Source organism: Paenibacillus elgii NBRC 100335 (genome assembly GCF_004000865.1).
Classification (GTDB): domain Bacteria; phylum Bacillota; class Bacilli; order Paenibacillales; family NBRC-103111; genus Paenibacillus_G; species Paenibacillus_G elgii.
In genome coordinates, this window is sequence record NZ_BIMB01000048.1 from 35519 (window position 1) to 55653 (window position 20135).

General features: G+C 50.3%; 20 protein-coding genes. 13 read left to right on the forward strand and 7 right to left on the reverse strand.

Annotated features, from left to right (window positions below; all coding sequences use genetic code 11):
• The first annotated feature begins 41 nt into the window (after positions 1-41).
• Complete coding sequence (locus PEL01S_RS26755) at positions 42-1946, forward strand: M6 family metalloprotease domain-containing protein (protein ID WP_127462425.1); 1905 nt, start codon at positions 42-44, stop codon at positions 1944-1946.
• Positions 1947-2000: 54 nt separating this feature from the next.
• Here the strand turns inward: PEL01S_RS26755 and PEL01S_RS26760 are convergent, their stop codons facing one another.
• The 6 genes from PEL01S_RS26760 to PEL01S_RS26785 all read right to left on the reverse strand — a co-directional run bounded on the left by PEL01S_RS26760 (position 2001) and on the right by PEL01S_RS26785 (position 8401).
• Positions 2001-3404: a sensor histidine kinase gene (locus tag PEL01S_RS26760; protein WP_063184859.1), complete on the reverse strand. Its 1404-nt coding sequence runs from the start codon at positions 3402-3404 to the stop codon at positions 2001-2003.
• 3 nt (positions 3405-3407) lie between these two features.
• Entirely contained in the window at positions 3408-4115 is a 708-nt protein-coding gene (locus PEL01S_RS26765; protein WP_127462426.1) for a response regulator transcription factor, read from the reverse strand.
• A 145-nt stretch (positions 4116-4260) separates the two neighbouring features.
• Positions 4261-5304, reverse strand: a complete 1044-nt coding sequence (locus PEL01S_RS26770; RefSeq protein WP_127462427.1) for a DUF418 domain-containing protein — start codon at positions 5302-5304, stop codon at positions 4261-4263.
• A 28-nt stretch (positions 5305-5332) separates the two neighbouring features.
• Positions 5333-5692, reverse strand: a complete 360-nt coding sequence (locus tag PEL01S_RS26775; protein ID WP_063184856.1) for a YxeA family protein — start codon at positions 5690-5692, stop codon at positions 5333-5335.
• Between the two features lie 19 nt (positions 5693-5711).
• The gene (locus PEL01S_RS26780; protein WP_127462428.1) at positions 5712-7646 is read right to left on the reverse strand and encodes an ABC transporter permease; all 1935 of its coding nucleotides are present in this window, start codon (positions 7644-7646) and stop codon (positions 5712-5714) included.
• Positions 7643-8401, reverse strand: coding sequence for an ABC transporter ATP-binding protein (locus PEL01S_RS26785; protein ID WP_127462429.1), 759 nt, complete (start codon positions 8399-8401; stop codon positions 7643-7645). The genes PEL01S_RS26780 and PEL01S_RS26785 overlap by 4 nt, the downstream gene beginning before the upstream one ends.
• A 197-nt stretch (positions 8402-8598) precedes the next feature.
• Here PEL01S_RS26785 and PEL01S_RS26790 point away from each other — a divergent pair, with 197 nt between their 5' ends.
• Positions 8599-10344, forward strand: coding sequence for a copper amine oxidase N-terminal domain-containing protein (locus PEL01S_RS26790; RefSeq protein WP_163768353.1), 1746 nt, complete (start codon positions 8599-8601; stop codon positions 10342-10344).
• Positions 10345-10561: 217 nt separating this feature from the next.
• On the opposite strand, the gene PEL01S_RS26795 is transcribed toward PEL01S_RS26790, so the two are convergent.
• Positions 10562-11245, reverse strand: coding sequence for a hypothetical protein (locus PEL01S_RS26795; protein ID WP_127462431.1), 684 nt, complete (start codon positions 11243-11245; stop codon positions 10562-10564).
• 313 nt (positions 11246-11558) lie between these two features.
• On the opposite strand from PEL01S_RS26795, the gene PEL01S_RS26800 reads away from it, so the two are divergent.
• The 11 genes from PEL01S_RS26800 to PEL01S_RS26860 all read left to right on the forward strand — a co-directional run.
• Positions 11559-11861, forward strand: a complete 303-nt coding sequence (locus tag PEL01S_RS26800) for an urease subunit gamma (RefSeq protein WP_010500693.1) — start codon at positions 11559-11561, stop codon at positions 11859-11861.
• Positions 11862-11911: 50 nt separating this feature from the next.
• Positions 11912-12223 carry an urease subunit beta gene (locus PEL01S_RS26805; protein ID WP_063184851.1) on the forward strand — a complete coding sequence of 104 codons (312 nt, stop codon included), beginning with the start codon at positions 11912-11914 and terminating at the stop codon, positions 12221-12223.
• Positions 12224-12278: 55 nt separating this feature from the next.
• The gene (gene ureC, locus PEL01S_RS26810) at positions 12279-13991 is read left to right on the forward strand and encodes an urease subunit alpha (RefSeq protein ID WP_127462432.1); all 1713 of its coding nucleotides are present in this window, start codon (positions 12279-12281) and stop codon (positions 13989-13991) included.
• Between the two features lie 10 nt (positions 13992-14001).
• Entirely contained in the window at positions 14002-14457 is a 456-nt protein-coding gene (gene ureE / locus PEL01S_RS26815; RefSeq protein WP_127462433.1) for an urease accessory protein UreE, read from the forward strand.
• Positions 14450-15136, forward strand: a complete 687-nt coding sequence (locus tag PEL01S_RS26820) for an urease accessory protein UreF (protein ID WP_164824322.1) — start codon at positions 14450-14452, stop codon at positions 15134-15136. The genes ureE and PEL01S_RS26820 overlap by 8 nt, the downstream gene beginning before the upstream one ends.
• Positions 15137-15183: 47 nt before the next feature.
• A complete protein-coding gene (ureG, locus tag PEL01S_RS26825; protein ID WP_127462434.1) occupies positions 15184-15795 on the forward strand; it encodes an urease accessory protein UreG in 612 nt (203 codons plus the stop codon).
• Positions 15796-15797: 2 nt separating this feature from the next.
• Positions 15798-16619, forward strand: coding sequence for an urease accessory protein UreD (locus PEL01S_RS26830; RefSeq protein ID WP_127462435.1), 822 nt, complete (start codon positions 15798-15800; stop codon positions 16617-16619).
• Positions 16620-16642: 23 nt separating this feature from the next.
• A complete protein-coding gene (locus tag PEL01S_RS26835; RefSeq protein WP_127462436.1) occupies positions 16643-17662 on the forward strand; it encodes a HoxN/HupN/NixA family nickel/cobalt transporter in 1020 nt (339 codons plus the stop codon).
• 75 nt (positions 17663-17737) lie between these two features.
• Complete coding sequence (locus PEL01S_RS26840; RefSeq protein ID WP_127462437.1) at positions 17738-18622, forward strand: urea transporter; 885 nt, start codon at positions 17738-17740, stop codon at positions 18620-18622.
• Positions 18623-18862: 240 nt separating this feature from the next.
• Positions 18863-19807, forward strand: coding sequence for an ABC transporter ATP-binding protein (locus tag PEL01S_RS26845; protein WP_163768350.1), 945 nt, complete (start codon positions 18863-18865; stop codon positions 19805-19807).
• 249 nt (positions 19808-20056) lie between these two features.
• Positions 20057-20135, forward strand: a 79-nt coding sequence (locus tag PEL01S_RS26860; RefSeq protein ID WP_157244170.1) for a helix-turn-helix domain-containing protein, incomplete at its 3' end; no start/stop codon positions are given.

Here is a 20135-nt window from a genome sequence, read left to right on the forward strand (position 1 = left end):
TTATACTGAGGTTGAAGTAAAAATAAGGGAGGAATGGTAGATTGAAGAAATTAACATGCGGTCTAATTATTTCAGGTTTGGCCTACTTCGGCAGCGCATCGGTGAGTTTGGGGGTTCCGGCTTATGGCGGAACGGAAGTCTTCAAGCAGCCGACAGGGGAGACGTTCCAAGCGGCTCTGCAGGGTGACGAATGGCTGAACTGGACCAAGGGGGTGGATGACGACGTATTAGTGCAGGACAAGAACGGATTTTGGAATTATGCCGTAATTGAAGGATTTTCGCTCAAACCAAGCGGGAACAGGGTGAACATTGACCCGAAACCGGATCAGACGCTCAAGCAAGAGCAGGTGAAGCAGTGGGCGCAGGAACAGCAGATCTCGGAGAAGATTAAATCCAATGTCGCGCCGTTTCTCGGAGAACCGGACCCCGGCCCGTCCCTTGCGCCGATCAACACCGGCAGCTCCCGCAAGCTGCTTGTGATGCTCGTAGATTTCACCGATATCGGCATGAAATATTCCGATAGCGAGTGGAGCGACAAATTTTTCGGCGATAAGGAAGGCACGGTGAAGCACTACTACAAAGAGGTCAGCGCAGGAAAAATGACGATCGGCCCTGCGGCGGAATCGTACGGCGCGGCAGGCGACGGCATCGTTCGTGTCAAGCTCGGCTATCCTCACCCGAATACGGGAGGCAACACCGGAGCAGCCAACCAAAAAATCGTCAGGGACGCCATAGCGGCTGCCGATCCGTACGTCAATTTTGCCAGCTTCGACACGAACAACGATGGCAAAGTTACGCGGGACGAGCTGTTTCTGGTAACCGTCACGGCCGGTTATGAAGCCGCTTACAGTGCTGGCGGAACGCCGAGTCTGTGGGCACACCGCTGGTCGGCGGGAACATGGCAGGGAGACGGCAAAACGGTGAACCTGGAGTATATCCAGCAAGGCGAAAACCACGGCGACCATATGGCGACGATGGGTGTGCTTGTTCACGAGACCGGTCATTTGTTCGGTCTGCCAGATCTGTACGACACGGATAATTCCTCCATGGGTGTCGGTCCGCACAGCCTGATGGCCGGCGGGTCATGGGGCTCTTACGGGAACAACTACGCGGGTTCCACGCCGGTTCATATGGACGCTTGGTCCAAATACCGCCTCGGGTGGGTGAAGCCGACAGAGGTGAGCGCGAACGGCTCGTATACGTATACGCTCAACACGATTCAGCCGTCGAACCCGAACGCTTACAACGTCGTCAAAATCAACACAAGCACGCCGGGACAGTTTTTCCTGCTGGAAAACCGCGGCTTTGTGGGATATGACCGGGCGCTGGAAAAGTCGCTCAAGGGCGGCAAGCCGGGCATCGCGATCTGGCACGTGGACGAGACGCAGAGCGGCAATACGAATGAACAGCGGAAGCTGGTCGATCTCGAAGAAGCCAACGAAGGCACGCTCGGCTACAGCCAGCTCGATACGAAGAAGAGCGGCACATACGACCACTATTACGCAAGCGGTTTCAATACATCGTTTGGCCCGAAGACGAAGCCTTCGAGCGCGACTTACGAAGGAACCGATACGAAAATTTCCGTGAACGCGAATGTCCCCGCCAGCAGCGCCATGAAGGTCGGCGTCAAAATCGGCAATGCGAGCGGATCGGTGAAGGCGACCGGCGTTCCCGGTTCTCCCAGCTTAAGCCACAACAACTGGAACAACGAAAAGGACTATGCGATCACGATGAACATGTGGTGGGGCAATAACGGCGACACGTGGAGATTGTATGAAAACGATACGCTGATCTATGAGGAAGAGCTGACGGACAATAGCTCGCAAGCGCAAAAGGCGGTTAAAACCTTCACGAACCAAAAGCCCGGAACGTATACCTATACGTGCGAGCTGGTGAACTCATTCGGTACTACGAAGTCTTCCCCGCTTAAAGTCCTCGTCAAGTAAAACATAAGGGAGCCGGCCTTGCCGCGCTCCCTTCCCCTCGTCACCGAACCGAATCTACAATAGAATGTCAATCGTCGTCCCGCGGCCAACTTCACTATGAATGGCTATCTCTCCACCGTGCTCCTGGATAATATCTTTGGCTATCGCCATACCGAGTCCGGAGCCTTTATGCGCATCTCCGGTGTTGGTGCCGCGGTAATAGCGGTCGAAGATTTTGTCGAGCTCCTCTTTTCGGATGCCTTTGCCGTTATCTTGGATGCCGATGTGAATCCGATCGGTCCTTTCAATCCGGACGGCGATGTTCACGTTGGCGTCATTATGGATCAGCGCGTTGTAAATTAAATTGTGGATCGCTCTGCGCACGAGAATTTCATCCAACTCCGCCGGGATGTGTTCTTGATTGGCCTGAAATTCAATGTGGCGCTTGGCGTATTTAGGATCATTGACGATATCGATCACGATATCTCGCAATAACACGACGAGATTGGTCGCTTTTTTATTCAACGTCAGCTCTTTATTTTTCAATCTTGTCGTTAAGCTTAAATCCTCAATGACCTCTTTGATATAAAGCGACTTTTTCTCGATAATGTCGGCATATTCCCTGATTTCGTCTTCGGTAAAGTGGTAATCCGGGTCCTTCATCATTTCGGCAAAGCCTTGAATCGAGGCCAGAGGCGTTTTAATGTCGTGGGAAATATTCGTGACCCATTCCTCTTTCATCCGATCCAATTTTTTGCGTTCCGACTCATTCGCCTTCAACTGATTGGACAAATGATTGATATTCGAAAATACTTGTTTAAAGACGCCCGCCGGCCGGGCATGAAAATATTCATTGCTTGCCAGCCGCTTGATCCCGTCGATGAGCGTATACAGCGGCTTGGTCAGCTGTTTGCTCAAGAAATACCCGATCAGTAACGTAATCAAAATATCGATAACGAGAACGATGCCGCCAACCTTTACCATGCCAAACAACGATTGATTATCGTACAAAATAAAATACCGGTTGATATTGCGGTTTTCCATCCCGATCAAATAGCTGTAGGCGCGGCCGCCCACTTTCTTGTCTCCGACAAAAACCGTCGTCTCGCCATTCACTTCCTTGTATTTGTACATTTGCACGATTTCCGAGGGAGTGTAGCTTTTCTTCAGCCCTTCCGGCGCCCTGTAGCTGAACAGCTCCTTCCCGGCTTCATCCAAAATTTGAATCCACGCGTTCCAACTGCTTAGCTCCTCCTTGCCTGCGTCGGCAATCGTCGGTGCATCGCCGGAAATCACGATCTGATCCTGAAACTGTCGTGTAAATTGCTCGGGAGAGTGTTCCTCTTCTTGAAAGAAGGGGATGTTTAGCACAGACCTGGCTGTTAACAAAGCAAGCGTAAGGAACAGGTTTACGAAAATAATGAAGATGACGACGAAGACAACCGAGATCAGATATCTTACTGTTAACTTCCATTTCATAACCTATTCATCCTCGATGGCCAGCTTGTAGCCCAAGCCTTTGACGGTAATTAAATAGTGGGGCTGGGAAGGTTGCTCTTCAATTTTTTCCCGCAGCCTCCGGATGTGGACCATGACCGTATTGTCGATGCCGATAAAATCCTCCCCCCAGACGGCGTCATAAAGCCTTTCTTTGCTGATCACTTTATTCACGTGCTGGAGGAAGTACTTCATTAACCCGAGCTCTTTCGGCTTTAATTCAATGGTCACCCCATTCTTTAACAATTCCGCTTTTTGTTCGTTCAATGCAAAGGGTCCCGCTGTTAAGACGGTATCCTTCCCGGCTTCCGGCTGCATATAATCGGCCCGGCGCAATTGAGCCTTGACGCGGTAAGCCAGCTCTTTGGGGCTGAACGGCTTGGTGATATAATCGTCGCCGCCGATGGCAAAGCCTAAAATTTTGTCGATTTCCTCCGTCTTGGCCGATAAAAATAAAATCGGAACCTTCGAGATCGCTCGAATTTGCCTGCACACGTCGTAGCCTTCCCCATCCGGCAGCATAATGTCCAGCAGCACAAGATCGGGCTGCTTAAGCTGGAATTGAGCGAATCCGTCTTCCGCCGTCGTAGCCGTGATGACATGCTCGATGCCTTCTTTGCGCAGAACCGTGGCTACAAGCTTCAAAATGGCTTCCTCATCGTCTATAATCAAAACCTTTTTGTTAATCGACATGTCATCGTGCCTCCTGAGAAGGGAAAGGTTTAATGTACCACTGTTTATGTGTGAGTATGCGGCACTTTTTTTCATTTATCAAGCGGGGATGAAACAAATGCGCAAGAAAGCCATGCTGCATCGGCTTCATTGCGCATTGTCCGGTTTATTTGGCGGTTTGGTTTTTGCCGTAGGTCATGAACCGCCATGCTTTTTCCAGTGGGCCCATCTTAAAATAGCGGAACCACAGGCTGCTGTAGACGATCTGCACGATCATAATCAGGCAGGCGATGAGGACCACATGGACGGGGGACACCGTCTCCAGGCCCATAAGCGAGATGAACAATGATCCGATTAAGCTTTGGGCGACATAATTCGTCAGCGCCATCTGACCCACGCGTGCGAAGGGCTGAAAGATCGTCCGGGCTGTCCGGTGCTCAAGCAGCAGAAACAGCGATGTGACATACAACAAGACCCCGGGAATGGCGCTCAAGGAAATAATGAGCTTCAAGTCATCCGTTCCATGCTGGGCAGCCAGCCAGATCCAGACCGACAACCCGGCAAAAATCGGCAAGGACCCAAGCTGCATAAGTCGAAACCGCTTTTTCAATTCTCCGATCCGTCTGATCCAATCAGCTTTGGCTGCAAGAAACCCGGCCAAGAACATGATGAAGATTAAAGTCGTATCCGAGATCACAAAATCGACCACGCTGGATAGCGGAACCGCAGCCCCCATTGCGAGCTTCGAGATGAGCGCAAGCAAGTACACTCCGGAGATGCCGCCAAGCCAATTGCGGATTGTCGTCACCTTGGCCCGGTAAAATGGAAGCAGCAGCAGACCGATCAAGGCGTAAATAGGCAGGATGGTGCCCCAGAAGACAAAGGCATGGATAATGCCGATCAGGAGGAGCACCAGCAAGCGGCGGGTAAACCGCCAGAGCGGCTTGTCCCCCCGACGCTCGGCGCGCGAGGCGAAGATGTAAAAGCCAACGCCGAACAGGAACGAGAAGATGGAGAAAAATTTCTTTTCCACGAACATGAGAATCAGGGTATCGATGACTTGATTAATTCCGGTGTACTCCGGTATGATCATCCCTTCGGTGAGGACGATATATCCTTTGACATTGATAAACAAGATGCCGAATAACGCAAGCCCCCGAATGATATCCAGGGCTGCGATCCTTTCTTGCTGTGGGATGGATGGGTTCATAGTGGTTGGCTCCTTACGATTGTTCGATTTACTGCAACTGCTGACTTGCTTTCCCCGGAAGCTCTTCTTTCTTTACTTCCTCGTAGGAGGTCACGCCTTTTCCGTCTTTCACAAACAGACTGAGGTACGCTTTCTCCCGAAGCTGCTTCGGGGCGGAGAACTTAAATGTCTTTTGCTGCCCGTTCTTGTCAAAAGCCAGCAGCTCGTATTCGTATCTGACCATAATTTCTCCGTTGTCGATTTTATCTTCAAGCTTCTTTCCTTGTCCTTGAACCTGCGTATAATAGACATCCGCTCCTAAGCGGTTTAGGTTGACGTTCTGTAGGAAGAACAAGCCTCCGAGTAAAAGAGCCGCGATGACGATGCAAGAAATGATGAGTTTTTTCATAGGTCCTCTCCTGTTCCTGTTATGCATTCGATTTGGTTACAATTTTGTAGTAGGTGTTGACGGTTAAGAAGTAATAAACGATGTACATGCAGGCGTAAGCGCCTATGCAGATCAAGACGGGAATCACAAGATTCGTTTGGATGAGCCTGGATAAAGCAGTTAAAGCAACGGCGCAATGCGCGATTCCCGCGATTAACGGCAGGGCGAAGACGAATAAGATTTGTTTGGCGATCGATTTGCGAATTTCTTTTTTGTTCACGCCGATTTTGTGCAGAATGATGTAACGGTCCTTGTCCGCGTTCGCTTCCGTGAGCTGTTTAAAGTAAATGATGCTTCCCGTGGCGGCGAGAAAAACCAAGCCCAAGAACCCGCCCATAAAAATGATGAGCCCGCTCGATTCCATACCGGCGGCATAATCCGTGTAGAAGCTGGAAAAGCGCGCTTCCCGCGGCAGTATGGCTTGAATTTCGCTTGTTAAGGACTTCGCATCGTCCTCGTGCGTCATCTTGTAAGCTTCCATATTCGCGAGAGGAGCTTCTTTTTGTAATCTGGCAAATACCTCATCGCTGACGATGACCGTTGTATTCGCTGTCCGAAGATTGAGGACGTTGTACCGCTTTAAGCTTGTGAAAGTAACGTTCTCCGCAAGCTCTTTTGCCTTCAAGGACACCGTCGAGCCTACATATTCGGGCGACAGCCCTTCGTAATATCCCGCATCCAGTACGGCCGCTTCTTGTCCTTGCAGCGCCAGCGAATCTTTTCGCTGCTGGAGCTCTGCCAATTTGTTAAAAGCTGTATTGGAAATGACGGTATAGCTCACAATATCGCTGGAAATTTTACTGTTAAGGCTCGTAATATCTACCTTCATTTGCAGGGCCGGAATACGCTCATGATAAACAACCTCATGCTTCGGATCGCGCGAAATCCGGTCTTGAACTTCATTTACTATGCGTTGGTCATTCGCTATAAACATCATGCTGTTCGGATCGGCAAGCGCGACGCTGCTTCGGTTGTTGTAATAGAAGCTGTACGCCGTTCCGACGGCCGTCAGTGTCGTTGCGCTCAGGACGGCGATAATTGTTAACGTGCGGGCGTTTCCTTTCATGCGGTACAGGAGCTGGGAGGTGCTGATAATCTGCACGCCGTTCCAAAATCTTTTTTTGTTTTTCCGGGCCATCTTCAACAGGTACACGATGAAGGTGCTGTACAATAAATACGTACCGATGATTACGGCGACCACGATCACGAGCGGCGTTACCATGAAGCCCAATTTTCGCCAAACGGCGGATTCCAATATGTTTTGAAGCGCCAGCCAGTAGCCGATGCCAATGCACAGTACGGCTAACAGCGCCATCACCAAGGAGGCTTTCGGCTCTTGCTCCCCTTCTTTGTCCGCTTGGAACAGCTCGATTAATTTAAACCGGTAAATCAATCGGTACCCGTGGAGCGACGTAATGACGGTAATTACGGTGAATACGACGATCGTATTGATCACGGCTTGCGGCGAAATATGAAAATTCGCCATCGCGTCATAGCCCATGACCTTCATCAGAATCGTCACAAACCCTCGGGACAATAACGATCCGAGCAGGATACCGATCACGAGGGCGAAGAGGCCCATCATCAGGTTTTCGTAGAACAGCATCCGGCCGATTTGCTTCTTCCGCACGCCGAGCAGCGAGTATAGGCCGACTTCTTTTTTACGCTTGCGGGTGAAGAAGGCATTGGAATACCAGATGAATATGGCGACGAAAATCATCAAGACCGCCGAAGCCCCGGTAAAGGCGGAGCTGATTTTAGGTGACGTGTCCGATGTAGCCAGGATCGTCGAATCGTATTTTAGCGACACGAACGTAAAGTAGATGACGATGCTGAAAATCATCGAAGCAAAGTACAGAAAGTAGTTGGTAAAGTTTTTCCGGATGTTTTTTCCGGCAAGCTGAGCTAGCGTCATTTACCGCCACCTCCAAGCGAGGCGAGGACATCCAATATTTTTTGGAAAAACTCTTGCCGTGATTGCTGGAGCTTATGAATTTCGGCGTACATTTTGCCGTCTTTAATAAACAAGATTCGCTTGCAGAAGCTTGCGGCGAACGCGTCATGCGTCACCATCATGATCGTCGATCGATGCCGCTCGTTGAGCAGGGTCAGACTTTCGAGCAGGCTGGTGGCCGATTTCGAATCCAGTGCGCCCGTTGGCTCGTCCGCCAGGATCAAGCTCGGATTGGCGACAATGGCGCGCGACGCGGCTGTCCGCTGTTTCTGGCCCCCGGAGATGTGATAAGGGTATTTGTCGAGAATGTCCCGGATGCCGAACGTATCGGCAATTTCATGGACGCGCGCTTCGATTTCTTTGGCCGGAACTCTCGATAAGGCGAGCGGCAGCAGGATGTTTTCCTTGACCGTCAGCGTATCGAGAAGGTTATAGTCCTGAAAAATAAAGCCGAGCTGATTGCGGCGGAAGTCCGACAATTGTTCCTCGTTCATCTTGACGATATGTTGACCGGCGATGACGATTTCCCCGGACGACGGGGTATCGATGGTGGACAAAATATTGAGCAAAGTGGATTTCCCTGCCCCCGAAGGCCCCATGATGCCGATAAACTCGCTTTCCTTCACTTCCAGATCGATATCTTCCAGCGCTTTGTATTGATTTTCCTTCGTGCCGTATATTTTTTGAACGTTGCTTGCCTGTAAGATGGTTTTCATAAAGCAATCCTCCTTGTATCTCTACAAGAACGATTATAATTCGCCGTACCTTACAGCGTTTTAATAGGAACCTTACAGGAACCTTAAAAAAAGTAGGGGGGAGGGGGGGATAAGTTTTGAAGGAATTTTTGGTAATTTGTCGAAAATAGTTGGTCATGTCAAACTTCGACAAAAAAAGAATAGGCGGGTCAAGAAAAATGCGGCGATATGTTTTTATACTTATCATTTTCATGATGTCGGTTATGCTTGAGGGTTCGCTGCGAACGGCTCATGCGGAAGAACAGCGGATAGCGGTCATCCTGGACGGAGAACGAATGACATTTCCTACGGACCCGGTACTCATCGACGGTTCGGTGTTCGTCCCTATGCGCACTTTGTTCGAGAACCTTGGGTACCGTGTGGAATGGCTTCCGGAAAAGCAGGTCATTTCCGCAAAAAAACAAGGCAAAACACTGGATATGGGAATAGATTGGCCCTATGCGTCTTTGGACAATAAACAAATGATTCCCTTGTCTTTACCGCCGCGCTTGATCGATGGCGATACCTATGTGCCTTTGCGGTTTGTCGGTGAAGTTTCGGGCAAGCATGTAAAGTGGGACGCCGCATCGAAAACGGTATTTATTCAAAATATTACAGACGAAACACTCGGAGAGGCGCTGGCCGACACGCTCAAGCCCGATTCGTACGAAGAGCAAGGTGTGCTTCCCTACCGTAATCTAACGATGGACTTTGACAAACAAAGACGTTCGATCACGTTTACGATCGAGCTAAATGACGGCCGCTTGAAGTCCGGCTCCTCCGCAGGGGCGAGCCATCCGTTTGCTCAGTACATATCCCTCGCCGAAAAACGCTTGCCCGAAACAGCGATGTCTTTGTATCGAAAAGTATCAAAATGGGCGAAGGAAGTACACATTCGGGTCGTGTATGAGAACCACCTGCTTCAGCAATTTTCGCTCCCTTATCCCAATGAGATGAACGAGCCCGATCCTGGTTTTGTCGTCGAAGCGAACGGCGCCGGCCAAATCGAGCTAAAGTATTTTGAAGAAGGAAGATGGCTCAGTCTCTCTCCTCCCGCAGGCATGGATCTGAGTGAGGAGTCCAAGATTGCTTCGACGGTCGCAGCCCACCTGAAGGCGATCCGTGAGGGAGATGCAGGCCTCTACCTGAATACGATCAGCGATACAAGCGACCAGAAGGCTGCTAAGGCGAACGCCGACTACCTCCAGGCGCATCCAATAGACGTCACACCGGAGAAGATGGCCTTTCTTCACATGACCGATCGAATGGCGATCGTTACCGTTTCAGAGCAGTACCGGATCGGTTCAAAACTGCGAAAGCACGAGTTGTATTATGTGCTGGTCCGGACGACCGAAGGCGACTGGAAGATGGAAGGGAATGACTTCTCCCGGCTTGACCCCTACTGGGACGGTGCAATTTCCAAAGACGGCTATGAGCTTGAACCTTTTACCGACAAGGACAAGAGTGAGGTTCGCAAACTGCTTGAGGCAAGGTTATCCGCCATGAATGCCGAGGATATGAAAGCCTATGAAGCAACCAACGACCCTGCCTCCCTGAACTCCAACAGGATCCCGATGGCCGAACAGTTTAAAGAAACTGAGCTGGAATACCAACTGTTCCCTGAGGACTTGACTTTTATCGGAACAAACATAGCGCCAATCAACATTTTAGCCAGTACGGACACTGTCCGACTGTATTATGTGGTGGGGCATGTGCTGTACAAGACAAAACCATCGGACACTTCGTATTTTCGGAGCCAGCATCGGTTCGTGCTGTATGGGCTGAGCAAGAAGGACGGCCGGTTCTATGTGTGGGAAACATTGGGGCTCGGAGTTCACTACGCCAGCATGTATTCTCTGGAATCCATGGCGCGTTTGTTGGATCCGAATTACAATCCGTTGAAAGGGCACGAGCTCAAGCAGTAAACGACGCAAGGATACGTCGGCAAGCCTAATAGATAATTTCAAGTAAACTTTTCAATATGAGTAAGAAGAAGGTCGCCAGGAGCGGATGCCGTTAACGCAAAAGAGGATGTTGTTCAGCGAAAATAAAGTATTAGACCGGAATCCCTTATGGTATAAGGAGTTCCGGTCTTTTAACGAGGCCACCCCATTGATCCCGCGGCAGTTCCCCCATATGAACTCAATTGGAACAGTCGTGTGATTTAATCCAAACACGAAGTGGACCTATGGATGCCCACCCAGATAAGAGAGCTGCTGTAAGATCATCACCGTTTTCATATCCAACCATCTGTATCCCAGGGAAATAGCTTGAAACAATTGGAGCAATATCTGACCAAATCTTTTTATTGGTGTTTGAAAATACATTCGATATCCCTACTGTATTGGCACTCAAGTTAGCAATGAATCCCGATAGTTCACCATTATTTTCGTGCAAAAAGATTTTCACATCTTTTCGCTCTAATAGCTTTGGTTTTAACACTTTCTGCAATCCGCTTGCGCAGGTCCACTTTGCTAAATCTTCTTCACTTGATACAACGGTCCATTCCGATTGAACGTGATCAACATCAGCAACCGGGTCATGACAAATCCATTCTGCATCAAGTAATACTGTAAAACCATATGGCACCATATTAAGATTAGCAAAACTATCTTTTATACTGAATATTTGTCGATCACCAATAAAACTATGAACTTCATCACTTGTTGTATGCCTGCTTGAAGTAATGATATCGGGATATAGTTCGGGTGCTTTCGAAAGCAATCCCCATACACGTTCACTCGAAATTGGAATTAATCCATGTGACTCACAAACAATCCCACACCAAGCAATATTATTTAACACCGCATTATCTACGTCAATCAATGAAATTCCCCCCTTATTACAAACATTCTAACAGTTATTGTACAAAATGCAGTTCTGAATGCCCAGCTTAACGAAGCTGCCAGTCTACAACTTTATGATCTCTGAACAGGTGCCCCCAAAGCCATGAAAATGGGTGAGGGATACCTTTTTTGTGTCGAAAAAACGAAAATATTAATTTAAGTATAAATATTTTACTTTAGAATAATATTCCATTAATCTAATTTTAATGTCGCGGCGCTAGAATAATCTTGTTCCGCAGGAAAAACACACCAACCAAGCTCGACATCTCAATTCCTACAAGGAGGATTGGATTATGAAACTCTCGCTTCGAGAGCAAGAGAAATTAATGATTGTGGTAGCCGCCGACTTGGCAAGGCGCCGGAAGGAGAGAGGGCTCAAGCTGAACTATCCCGAAGCGATTGCGTTGATCACTTACGAAATTCTGGAAGGGGCGCGGGACGGGAAAACCGTGGCGGAGCTTATGAGAGAGGGTACGAAGGTGCTATCGCGTGAGGATGTGATGGAGGGTGTTCCCGAAATGATCCATGACGTACAAGTGGAAGCTACTTTCCCGGACGGGACGAAGCTTGTAACGGTTCATGAACCGATCAAATAGTTTTATCTGAATCTAACCATCCATCATTCAGAAGAGAAGGAGAAATGGATATGATCCCAGGGGAATATATTTTGCGGAATGACGACATCGTTTGCAACGCGGGAAAAAAGAGTATCACCCTCGAGGTGCTTAACACAGGGGATCGTCCTATTCAGGTAGGCTCTCATTACCATTTCTACGAAGTAAACACAGCTCTCGCGTTCGATCGGGAAGCTGCCTTTGGCATGCGGCTCAACATCCCGGCCGGCGCAGCCGTGCGCTTCGAGCCCGGCGATTCAAAAAAGATCGAGCTGATCCCCTTTGCCGGAGAACGCCGTGTGTATGGGTTCAATAACAAAACTGAAAGCTCAGTGAACAGATAGACGTACGCGGTCAGCATCGCACAGTTTACAGCAGAAGGATAAGGGAGGAATCATGATGAGTTTCAGTATGTCAAGAAGACAATATGCAGATATGTACGGACCGACAACTGGAGATGCCGTCCGTTTGGCGGATACGGAGCTGTTCATTGAGATCGAAAAAGACTATACACAGTACGGGGAAGAAGCCAAATTCGGCGGCGGGAAGTCGGTACGCGACGGTATGGGACAGCATCCGCTGGCGGTACGCGCAGAAGGTGTTATGGATGTCGTCATCACCAATGCGATTATCGTGGACTATACCGGGATCTATAAAGCGGATATTGGCATCCGCGACGGGAAAATTGCCGGAATCGGCAAAAGCGGCAACCCCTTGGTGATGGATGGCGTGGACCTTATCATCGGCGCAGGGACCGAAATCATTGCCGGCGAGGGCAAAATCGTAACGGCAGGCGGCATCGATACCCATATCCACTTTATTAACCCGGCGCAAGTCGAAGCTGCCCTAACCTCCGGTCTGACTACGATGATCGGCGGAGGGACAGGCCCTGCCGAAGGCACGAAGGCGACGACGTGTACACCCGGAGAGTGGAACATCTATCGTATGCTCGAAGCTGCGGAAGGTCTCCCGATCAATGTCGGCTTCTTGGGCAAAGGGAACGGATCAGCCGAAGAGCCGCTGGCCGAGCAGGTACGTGCCGGAGCTATTGGCCTGAAAATCCATGAAGACTGGGGCGCTACGGCCTCGACCATCGATCATGCGCTGCGTGTCGCAGACGAATATGATGTTCAGGTGGCGATCCATACCGATACGCTGAACGAGTTCGGCTTTGTCGAGGATACGATTGCTGCGATTAACGGTCGTGTCATCCATACCTTCCATACGGAAGGCGCCGGAGGCGGACATGCCCCGGATATTATCAAGATGGCGGGCTATGCCAACGTCCTCCCTGCCTCAACCAATCCGACCCGTCCGTTCACGGTCAATACGATCGACGAGCATCTGGATATGCTGATGGTCTGCCATCATCTAAGCCCCAAGGTGCCTGAAGACATTGCCTTCGCCGATTCGCGGATACGCAAAGAGACGATCGCTGCCGAAGATATATTGCATGATCTTGGCATTATCAGCATTATGAGCTCCGATTCTCAGGCGATGGGCCGGGTAGCGGAAGTCATTATGCGGACCTGGCAGACCGCCGACAAAATGAAGAAGCAAAGAGGCAAGCTGCCGGGAGATACCGGTGTTGGCGACAACGATCGGGTTAAGCGGTATGTAGCCAAATATACCATCAACCCTGCGATCGCTCAGGGTATCGGCAGCTATGTAGGTTCCATTGAAGCAGGTAAAATGGCAGACCTCGTATTCTGGGAACCGGCCTTTTTCGGGGTGAAGCCGGAGATGATCATGAAGAACGGCATGATCGTCCACAGCCTGATGGGAGACGCTAACGCCTCCATTCCGACGCCGCAGCCGATCTTATACCGCCCTATGTTTGCGTCCTACGGCAAAGCGTTGCAAAGCAGTTCCATCACCTTTGTGTCCCAGGCAGCCTATGATCTTGGCGTTCATGAAAAGCTGGGCTTGCAAAAAATGGTGCTGCCGGTTCACGGCATTCGCCATGTAAGCAAAAAAGATATGAAGCATAACGCTGAAACGCCGGAGATCACGGTTGATCCGCAAACGTATGAAGTGCGGGTAGACGGCGAGCTGTTGACCTGCGAGCCCGTTGATGTTGTGCCGATGGCCCAGCGCTATTTCCTATTCTGAGGTGAAACCGATGATTATTGAACAAGTGGTAACCCATATTGATCAGCTAAGCGGCGAAGAGCTGAAGAAGCGTCATATTGAAAAAGTATATCTGGAAAGCAGCGATCTGGTAAAAAGAATCCAACGCGTGACAACCGACCATGGCAAGGAGCTGGGCATTCGCTTGAAGGAAGCGAAAGACCTCGTAGCCGGAGACATTCTGTACATGGATGATCATAACCTCATCATGATCGATGTAGTTCCGGATGATCTTCTTATCATCCGTCCGCGGACACTGCAGGAAATGGGCGATATTGCCCATAAGCTTGGCAACCGCCATCTGCCGGCTCAATTCGAAGGAGAAGCGATGCTGATCCAATATGATTATTTGGTGGAAGAGCTTCTGCAGGAGCAGGGCATTCCATTTTCCCGTGAGAAGAAGCAGGTCAAGCGGGCATTCCGCCATATCGGCCACAGCCATGGATAAGCAATGGCTTACTTTGCTTCAATGGTGTGATTCGAATTTGCCGACCGGAGCGTTCAGTCATTCCTTCGGACTGGAAACGTATATGCAGGAAGGCAAGGTTATGGACAAACACAGCTTCAAAAAGTGGCTTAAGGTCTACATTCGGGAGCAGCTCATCTACTCAGATGGGCTGGCTTTCCGCCTTGTATCCGAAGCGCTTCAGGCGGGCGAGCCGGAGAGAGTCTGGGAGATTGACCGCATCCTGTTCGCCCAGCTTCTTCCGAGGGAGGTTCGAGAGGCGAGCCAGCGAATGGGGGAGCGGATGCTGAAGCTGGGCAACGATCTGTACCAGTCGCCTTCTCTGGCTGACTACCAGCAGCGGGTCCGGGCCGGGCTTTCCTTCGGTCATCCGGCTATTGTGTTCGCTCTGCTGGCAAGGCATTTTGAAATTTCGCCATCCCAGGCGCTGCTGTCTTACTTATTCTCATGCACGACAAGTTTAATTCAAAATGGCGTCCGAGGCATTCCGCTTGGGCAGACCGACGGGCAGCAGCTCATTCATGAGCTTCAGGAAGAACTGATTCAGGCGGTGGACCGAATCGTACAATTAGAGCCGGATGATCTTGGTATCGCATCTCCGGGCCTTGAATGCTCCCAAATGATCCATGAGCGTCTGCACGTGCGATTGTTTATGTCCTAGAGACATCGGCATTAACATCATACCATTACAGAAAGCTGGGAACGGATATGAAAGCAATCAGAATCGGAATCGGTGGTCCTGTCGGCGCCGGAAAAACCATGCTTGTCGAGAAATTAACCCGGTATATGAGCGAAGAAATTAGCATGGCTGTCGTCACCAACGATATCTACACCAAGGAAGATGCGAAATTCCTGATGGAAAACGGTGTGCTGCCGAATGATCGGATCATTGGCGTCGAGACAGGAGGCTGCCCGCATACCGCAATCCGGGAGGATGCGTCGATGAACTTCGCGGCCATTGATGAGCTGGTGAAGCGGCATCCGGATGTTCAGCTTATATTCGTGGAAAGCGGCGGCGATAACCTGGCGGCGACGTTCAGCCCCGAGCTGGTAGACTTCTCCGTCTATATTATCGACGTGGCGCAGGGCGAGAAAATTCCGCGTAAAGGCGGACAGGGCATGATCAAATCCGATCTGTTCATTATCAATAAGATCGATTTGGCGCCTTATGTCGGCGCAAGCTTGGAAGTGATGGCTAAGGATACCCATACGTTCCGGGGAAACAAGCCGTTTGTATTTACCAATCTGAAGGACAATCAGGGTCTTGACGAAGTCATCCAATGGATCAAGGACAATGCCATGCTGGCAGGCCTGGAATAACCATGGAATGGACGGGATATCTGCGGCTGGCGGTTGCTCCTAAGCAAGGAAAGACCATAGCGACGGATTTGTACTATGAGAATGCATTCAAGCTGACCCGCCCACTGTATCCCGACGAATCCGGACAGCCGCATTACTATATTTTGAATCCGGGTGGCGGATATGTGGACGGTGACCGGTACAAGCTGGATATCGAGCTCGCCGAAGACGCCAGACTATTGCTCACGACCCAATCGTCGACCAAAGTATACAAGACCCGAAATACGGCGCCGGTTCAGGATATGGAGATCAGGATGAAGAAGGGCAGCTTCCTTGAATATATGCCCGACCCGCTGATTGCTTACCGGCATGCCCAGTACAAGCAAAAGACAACGATTCGGATGGAGCGGGGTTCAACGCTCATCTTCAGTGATATCGTAACACCGGGATGGTCGCCGGATGGCGAATTATTCAGCTACGACAGGCTGAGATTGAAGACGGAAATTTATGTAGACGGTGATCTGGCCGTGTACGATCAGGTAAGACTTGCTCCTTCGGAGCAAGACCTGACAGGCATTGGTTTGCTGGAGGGGTACACTCATTTCGGGTCACTGATCGTCGTCGGGGAACAGATGACTTCGGATTTTCTGGATCAGCTCTATGAGGCCATGGACGCCGGGACAGCGCCGTGCAGAGTGGGGTTGTCCATGCTACCCGTCTCTGGATTTTCGGTGCGTGTACTCGCTTCGTCCACACAGGATATTGAGCGGCTATTTGCGGCCTGCCAAAGGCTGGTTCGCGAGCAATGGCTGGGGCTTAAGCCTGTGTTTCTCAGAAAATATTAAATTGACGCCTGAGGAGCCGTGAAATGATGCTGCTACGACGTACACTAGCGGGCAAACCCTGGATGAAATATTTTGGGAGCGTTCTGGGCCTTCATATCCTCGGAATTGCATTCCTGCTCGTCACCCTTCCGCATCATCCGGCCATGCTGGGACTTGGCGTACTAGCTTATACCCTTGGGCTTCGTCATGCCTTTGATGCGGATCATATCGTGGCGATCGATAACACGGTTCGCAAGCTTATCGAGCAAAAGAGGGACCCGGAAGGGGTAGGCTTTTATTTTTCGCTTGGCCACTCTACCGTTGTCCTGTTGTTAACTGTCGGGGTTGTCGTCTCCATGAACTGGGTAAAAAGCAATCTGCCGATAATGGAGCAATGGGGTGGTGTGATCGGCTCAACCGTCTCCGGCCTATTTCTGCTGCTGATCGGGCTCATCAACTTGTTCATTCTGGTGCAGATGTACCGGGTGTTCAGGCAGCTGAAACAGATGCCCGGCCAAGAAGAGAAAATGGAGCAGCTTCTGGATTCAAGAGGCTTCATAGCTCGCTTGACCGGTCCTCTGTTCAAACTGGTTGGCCGCAGCTGGCATATTTATTTTATTGGCTTCCTGTTTGGTCTGGGCTTCGATACGGCATCGGAGATCGGACTGCTCGCCATGTCCCAGAATGCGGCCAGCAGTTCTATTTCGTGGATCGGCGTCCTGTCGCTGCCGATTTTATTTGCCTCCGGCATGAGCTTGATGGATACGGCGGATGGCGTGTTTATGACGTCCAGCTACCAATGGGCTTTTAACAAGCCGATACGCAAAATGTATTATAACCTGACGGTGACAGCCATGTCCGTTATTGCCGCCCTGTTCGTTGCATTCGTTGAAATTATGCAAACCTCGGCAGAACAATTCAGTCTGGAGGGCGCTTTCTGGAGCTATATGCAAAATCTGGATCTGGGCTCAGTCGGTTATATCCTGGTCGTCCTCTTCATTCTGACATGGTCGGTCTCGTATGGCATATGGCGAGTATTCAGAATTGAGGAGAAGTGGGGCTAGAAAGGAGGAATTTGTATTCTGAACAGACAGCTTCAGGCTTACGCGCTAAATCTGAAATGGAACCCGGTTCCTTTTATCCTCGCATCCTTAAAAGGTGTCTCCCAAGTGATCCTGATCGAGAATGCCTGGACGGGCTTCATCATTGTCATCGCCTTGGCGACGGTACATGTCAAGCTGGGCGTGATCGCCCTTCTGTCCGCCATGATCGGCACCTTGGTCGGCTATTTGGGCGGGGCCGACAAGTCGGCCGTTCATCAGGGATTGTTCGGATTTAACGCAGTTCTGACCGGGCTTGGTTTATCCGTCTTCCTGACGGCCAATCTCGCCACGATTCTGGGGGCAGCCGCGCTCGGCACGCTATGTACGGCTGCGTTCATGCATTTGTTCAAGCGCACCAACATACCGGTCCTTACCTTCCCGTATACGGTGGTGACTTGGCTCTTCCTGCTGGCATCGTATCATTTGAATGCGCTCCGGCTTGACCCGGGGCTGATTCCCCAGGATCTTGCCCACTGGCATATGAACACCGCCGGGGAGATCGATCTGGCTTCGGGCTTGCTCAACGGGATTGATCAGGTCTATTTCCAGACCGGCTTCTTGTCCGGAATCCTCATTCTTCTCGGCATATTCTGGGCGAGTTGGCGCTTGGGGCTATTGGCGGTCATGGGGACTGCCATCGCCTGGCCGACGGCCTACTTGATGGGAGCGGAAATTACGAATCTGAATCTCGGAATATTCGGGTATAACGCGGTTTTGACGATGATGGCGGTATCCTCTGTATTCCACACCAGGGAGCGTCCGGCGCTGCTGGTTGGCCTGCTGGCTGCCATCAGTACCGTACCCGTGACGGCCGGATTGAATACGTGGTTTCAGGCGTATGGGATGCCGACCCTGACGCTGCCTTTTGTTATTGTGACTTGGATTTTTCTCGGTGCCCGGCAGGTGCTGCCGAAATTATAACGGGGCGGAAAAGCCCGGCAACAGACACTTGATGTAAAGGGTGCTGCTGCCGGGCTTTTTCAAGTGCGAATAAAGTAAATAATTGTAAACAAAACCAAATTATATTAGGAAAATGAGCCTGTTCTTATTTTCAATCTCCTATGCTATTTTTAATTAGGATAAAAATTGTTTATTTGGATTTAATTACATTTATTGGTTCGGGCGATTCACAGTCTCGATGGGATAGGGGGCGTATTAAGGTTGGAACAAACAAGAGCGGCGGTAAACCTCAAAGAAGTTACCAAACGGTACGGGTCAGTGACTTCCGTTGAAAATCTTACTTTGCGGATTGAGGAGGGAGAAATTTTCGGCATTCTCGGTCCGAACGGGGCGGGAAAGACGACGACGCTCGAAAGCATCGTCGGTATGAGAAACCCGACCAGCGGAACCATTCGCATTTTTGAATGGGATGCACAGGCGGACCGCAAGGCGATCAAAAAAATAATAGGCGTACAGCCCCAGGAGGCCAGTCTTTTGCTTCATTTAACGGTGAAGGAGACCTTAAAGCTTTTTTCAAGCTTTTACGGACATGGCCTGGATTATCGCGAACTGATTCCGCTAACCGGTCTGGAAGATAAGGCGGACACCTTGGTCAAAAATTTATCGGGCGGTCAGAAGCAAAGAGTGCTGATCGCCGTTGCTTTAGCTTCCGACCCGAAAATTTTGTTTTTGGACGAGCCCACCAGCTCGCTCGATCCCAGAGCAAGACGCGATCTATGGGAGGCGATTTTGGCGTTTCGAAAGAGAAAGCGGACGGTCGTTTTGACGACCCACTCGATGGAAGAAGCCGAAGCGCTGTGCAATCGGGTGGCGATTATGAATCAAGGGAGGATGATCGCCTTAGGCACGCCGGACGAATTAATCCATACCTACTGTTCTGAAAAAATCGTTCAGTTCTACACCGAAGAAGAGTGCGATATGAAATGGATCGAATCGTTTCCCGAAATTAGCTCAGCCGCTCAGGACCGCGCTTCCGGCAGGACAAGGGTAGCCTTGGTCTCGACGAATTCGGACGCTACCGTAGCGCGCTTGTGCAGCGGCCAGTTTAATATCGGGAGCTGGACGCATTTGCTGATCAAACGGGGAAATCTGGAGGACGTCTTTTTGGAGCTGACGGGCAAATCTCTGACAGGAGAGGGAGCATGAACAAAGCGAGTATCAAGACGAACTGGAATGCGTTTATCCAACTGTTTCTTATGAATTATCGGGAATTGGTACGCGATAAGACGACGTTTTTCTTTGTGCTTGTCTTTCCCTTTATGTTTATTGCTTTATCGTTAAGGCTGAGAAGACTCCCTCTTCGACAAGGGGGAGATGAATCAGCATCTCTTGTGTATATATGGGAACATATGTTCTATAATTGTCGTGAAATCACCAAAGGAGGTAGATGCTCACATGTTGCATCATAAAGCTTTTCGCTTTCGCATCTACCCTACGGAAGAGCAAACGACGCTGATCCACCAGATGTTTGGAA

Excerpts from the sequence above, each read along its gene's own strand:
- PEL01S_RS26760 (WP_063184859.1), bottom strand. The coding sequence starts at position 3,404 with ATGAAATGGAAGTTAACAGTAAGATATCTGATCTCGGTTGTCTTCGTC.
- PEL01S_RS26765 (WP_127462426.1), bottom strand. The coding sequence starts at position 4,115 with ATGTCGATTAACAAAAAGGTTTTGATTATAGACGATGAGGAAGCCATT.
- PEL01S_RS26770 (WP_127462427.1), bottom strand. The coding sequence starts at position 5,304 with ATGAACCCATCCATCCCACAGCAAGAAAGGATCGCAGCCCTGGATATC.
- PEL01S_RS26775 (WP_063184856.1), bottom strand. The coding sequence starts at position 5,692 with ATGAAAAAACTCATCATTTCTTGCATCGTCATCGCGGCTCTTTTACTC.
- PEL01S_RS26780 (WP_127462428.1), bottom strand. The coding sequence starts at position 7,646 with ATGACGCTAGCTCAGCTTGCCGGAAAAAACATCCGGAAAAACTTTACC.
- PEL01S_RS26785 (WP_127462429.1), bottom strand. The coding sequence starts at position 8,401 with ATGAAAACCATCTTACAGGCAAGCAACGTTCAAAAAATATACGGCACG.
- PEL01S_RS26790 (WP_163768353.1), top strand. The coding sequence starts at position 8,599 with ATGCGGCGATATGTTTTTATACTTATCATTTTCATGATGTCGGTTATG.
- PEL01S_RS26800 (WP_010500693.1), top strand. The coding sequence starts at position 11,559 with ATGAAACTCTCGCTTCGAGAGCAAGAGAAATTAATGATTGTGGTAGCC.
- PEL01S_RS26805 (WP_063184851.1), top strand. The coding sequence starts at position 11,912 with ATGATCCCAGGGGAATATATTTTGCGGAATGACGACATCGTTTGCAAC.
- ureC (WP_127462432.1), top strand. The coding sequence starts at position 12,279 with ATGAGTTTCAGTATGTCAAGAAGACAATATGCAGATATGTACGGACCG.
- ureE (WP_127462433.1), top strand. The coding sequence starts at position 14,002 with ATGATTATTGAACAAGTGGTAACCCATATTGATCAGCTAAGCGGCGAA.
- PEL01S_RS26820 (WP_164824322.1), top strand. The coding sequence starts at position 14,450 with ATGGATAAGCAATGGCTTACTTTGCTTCAATGGTGTGATTCGAATTTG.
- ureG (WP_127462434.1), top strand. The coding sequence starts at position 15,184 with ATGAAAGCAATCAGAATCGGAATCGGTGGTCCTGTCGGCGCCGGAAAA.
- PEL01S_RS26830 (WP_127462435.1), top strand. The coding sequence starts at position 15,798 with ATGGAATGGACGGGATATCTGCGGCTGGCGGTTGCTCCTAAGCAAGGA.
- PEL01S_RS26835 (WP_127462436.1), top strand. The coding sequence starts at position 16,643 with ATGATGCTGCTACGACGTACACTAGCGGGCAAACCCTGGATGAAATAT.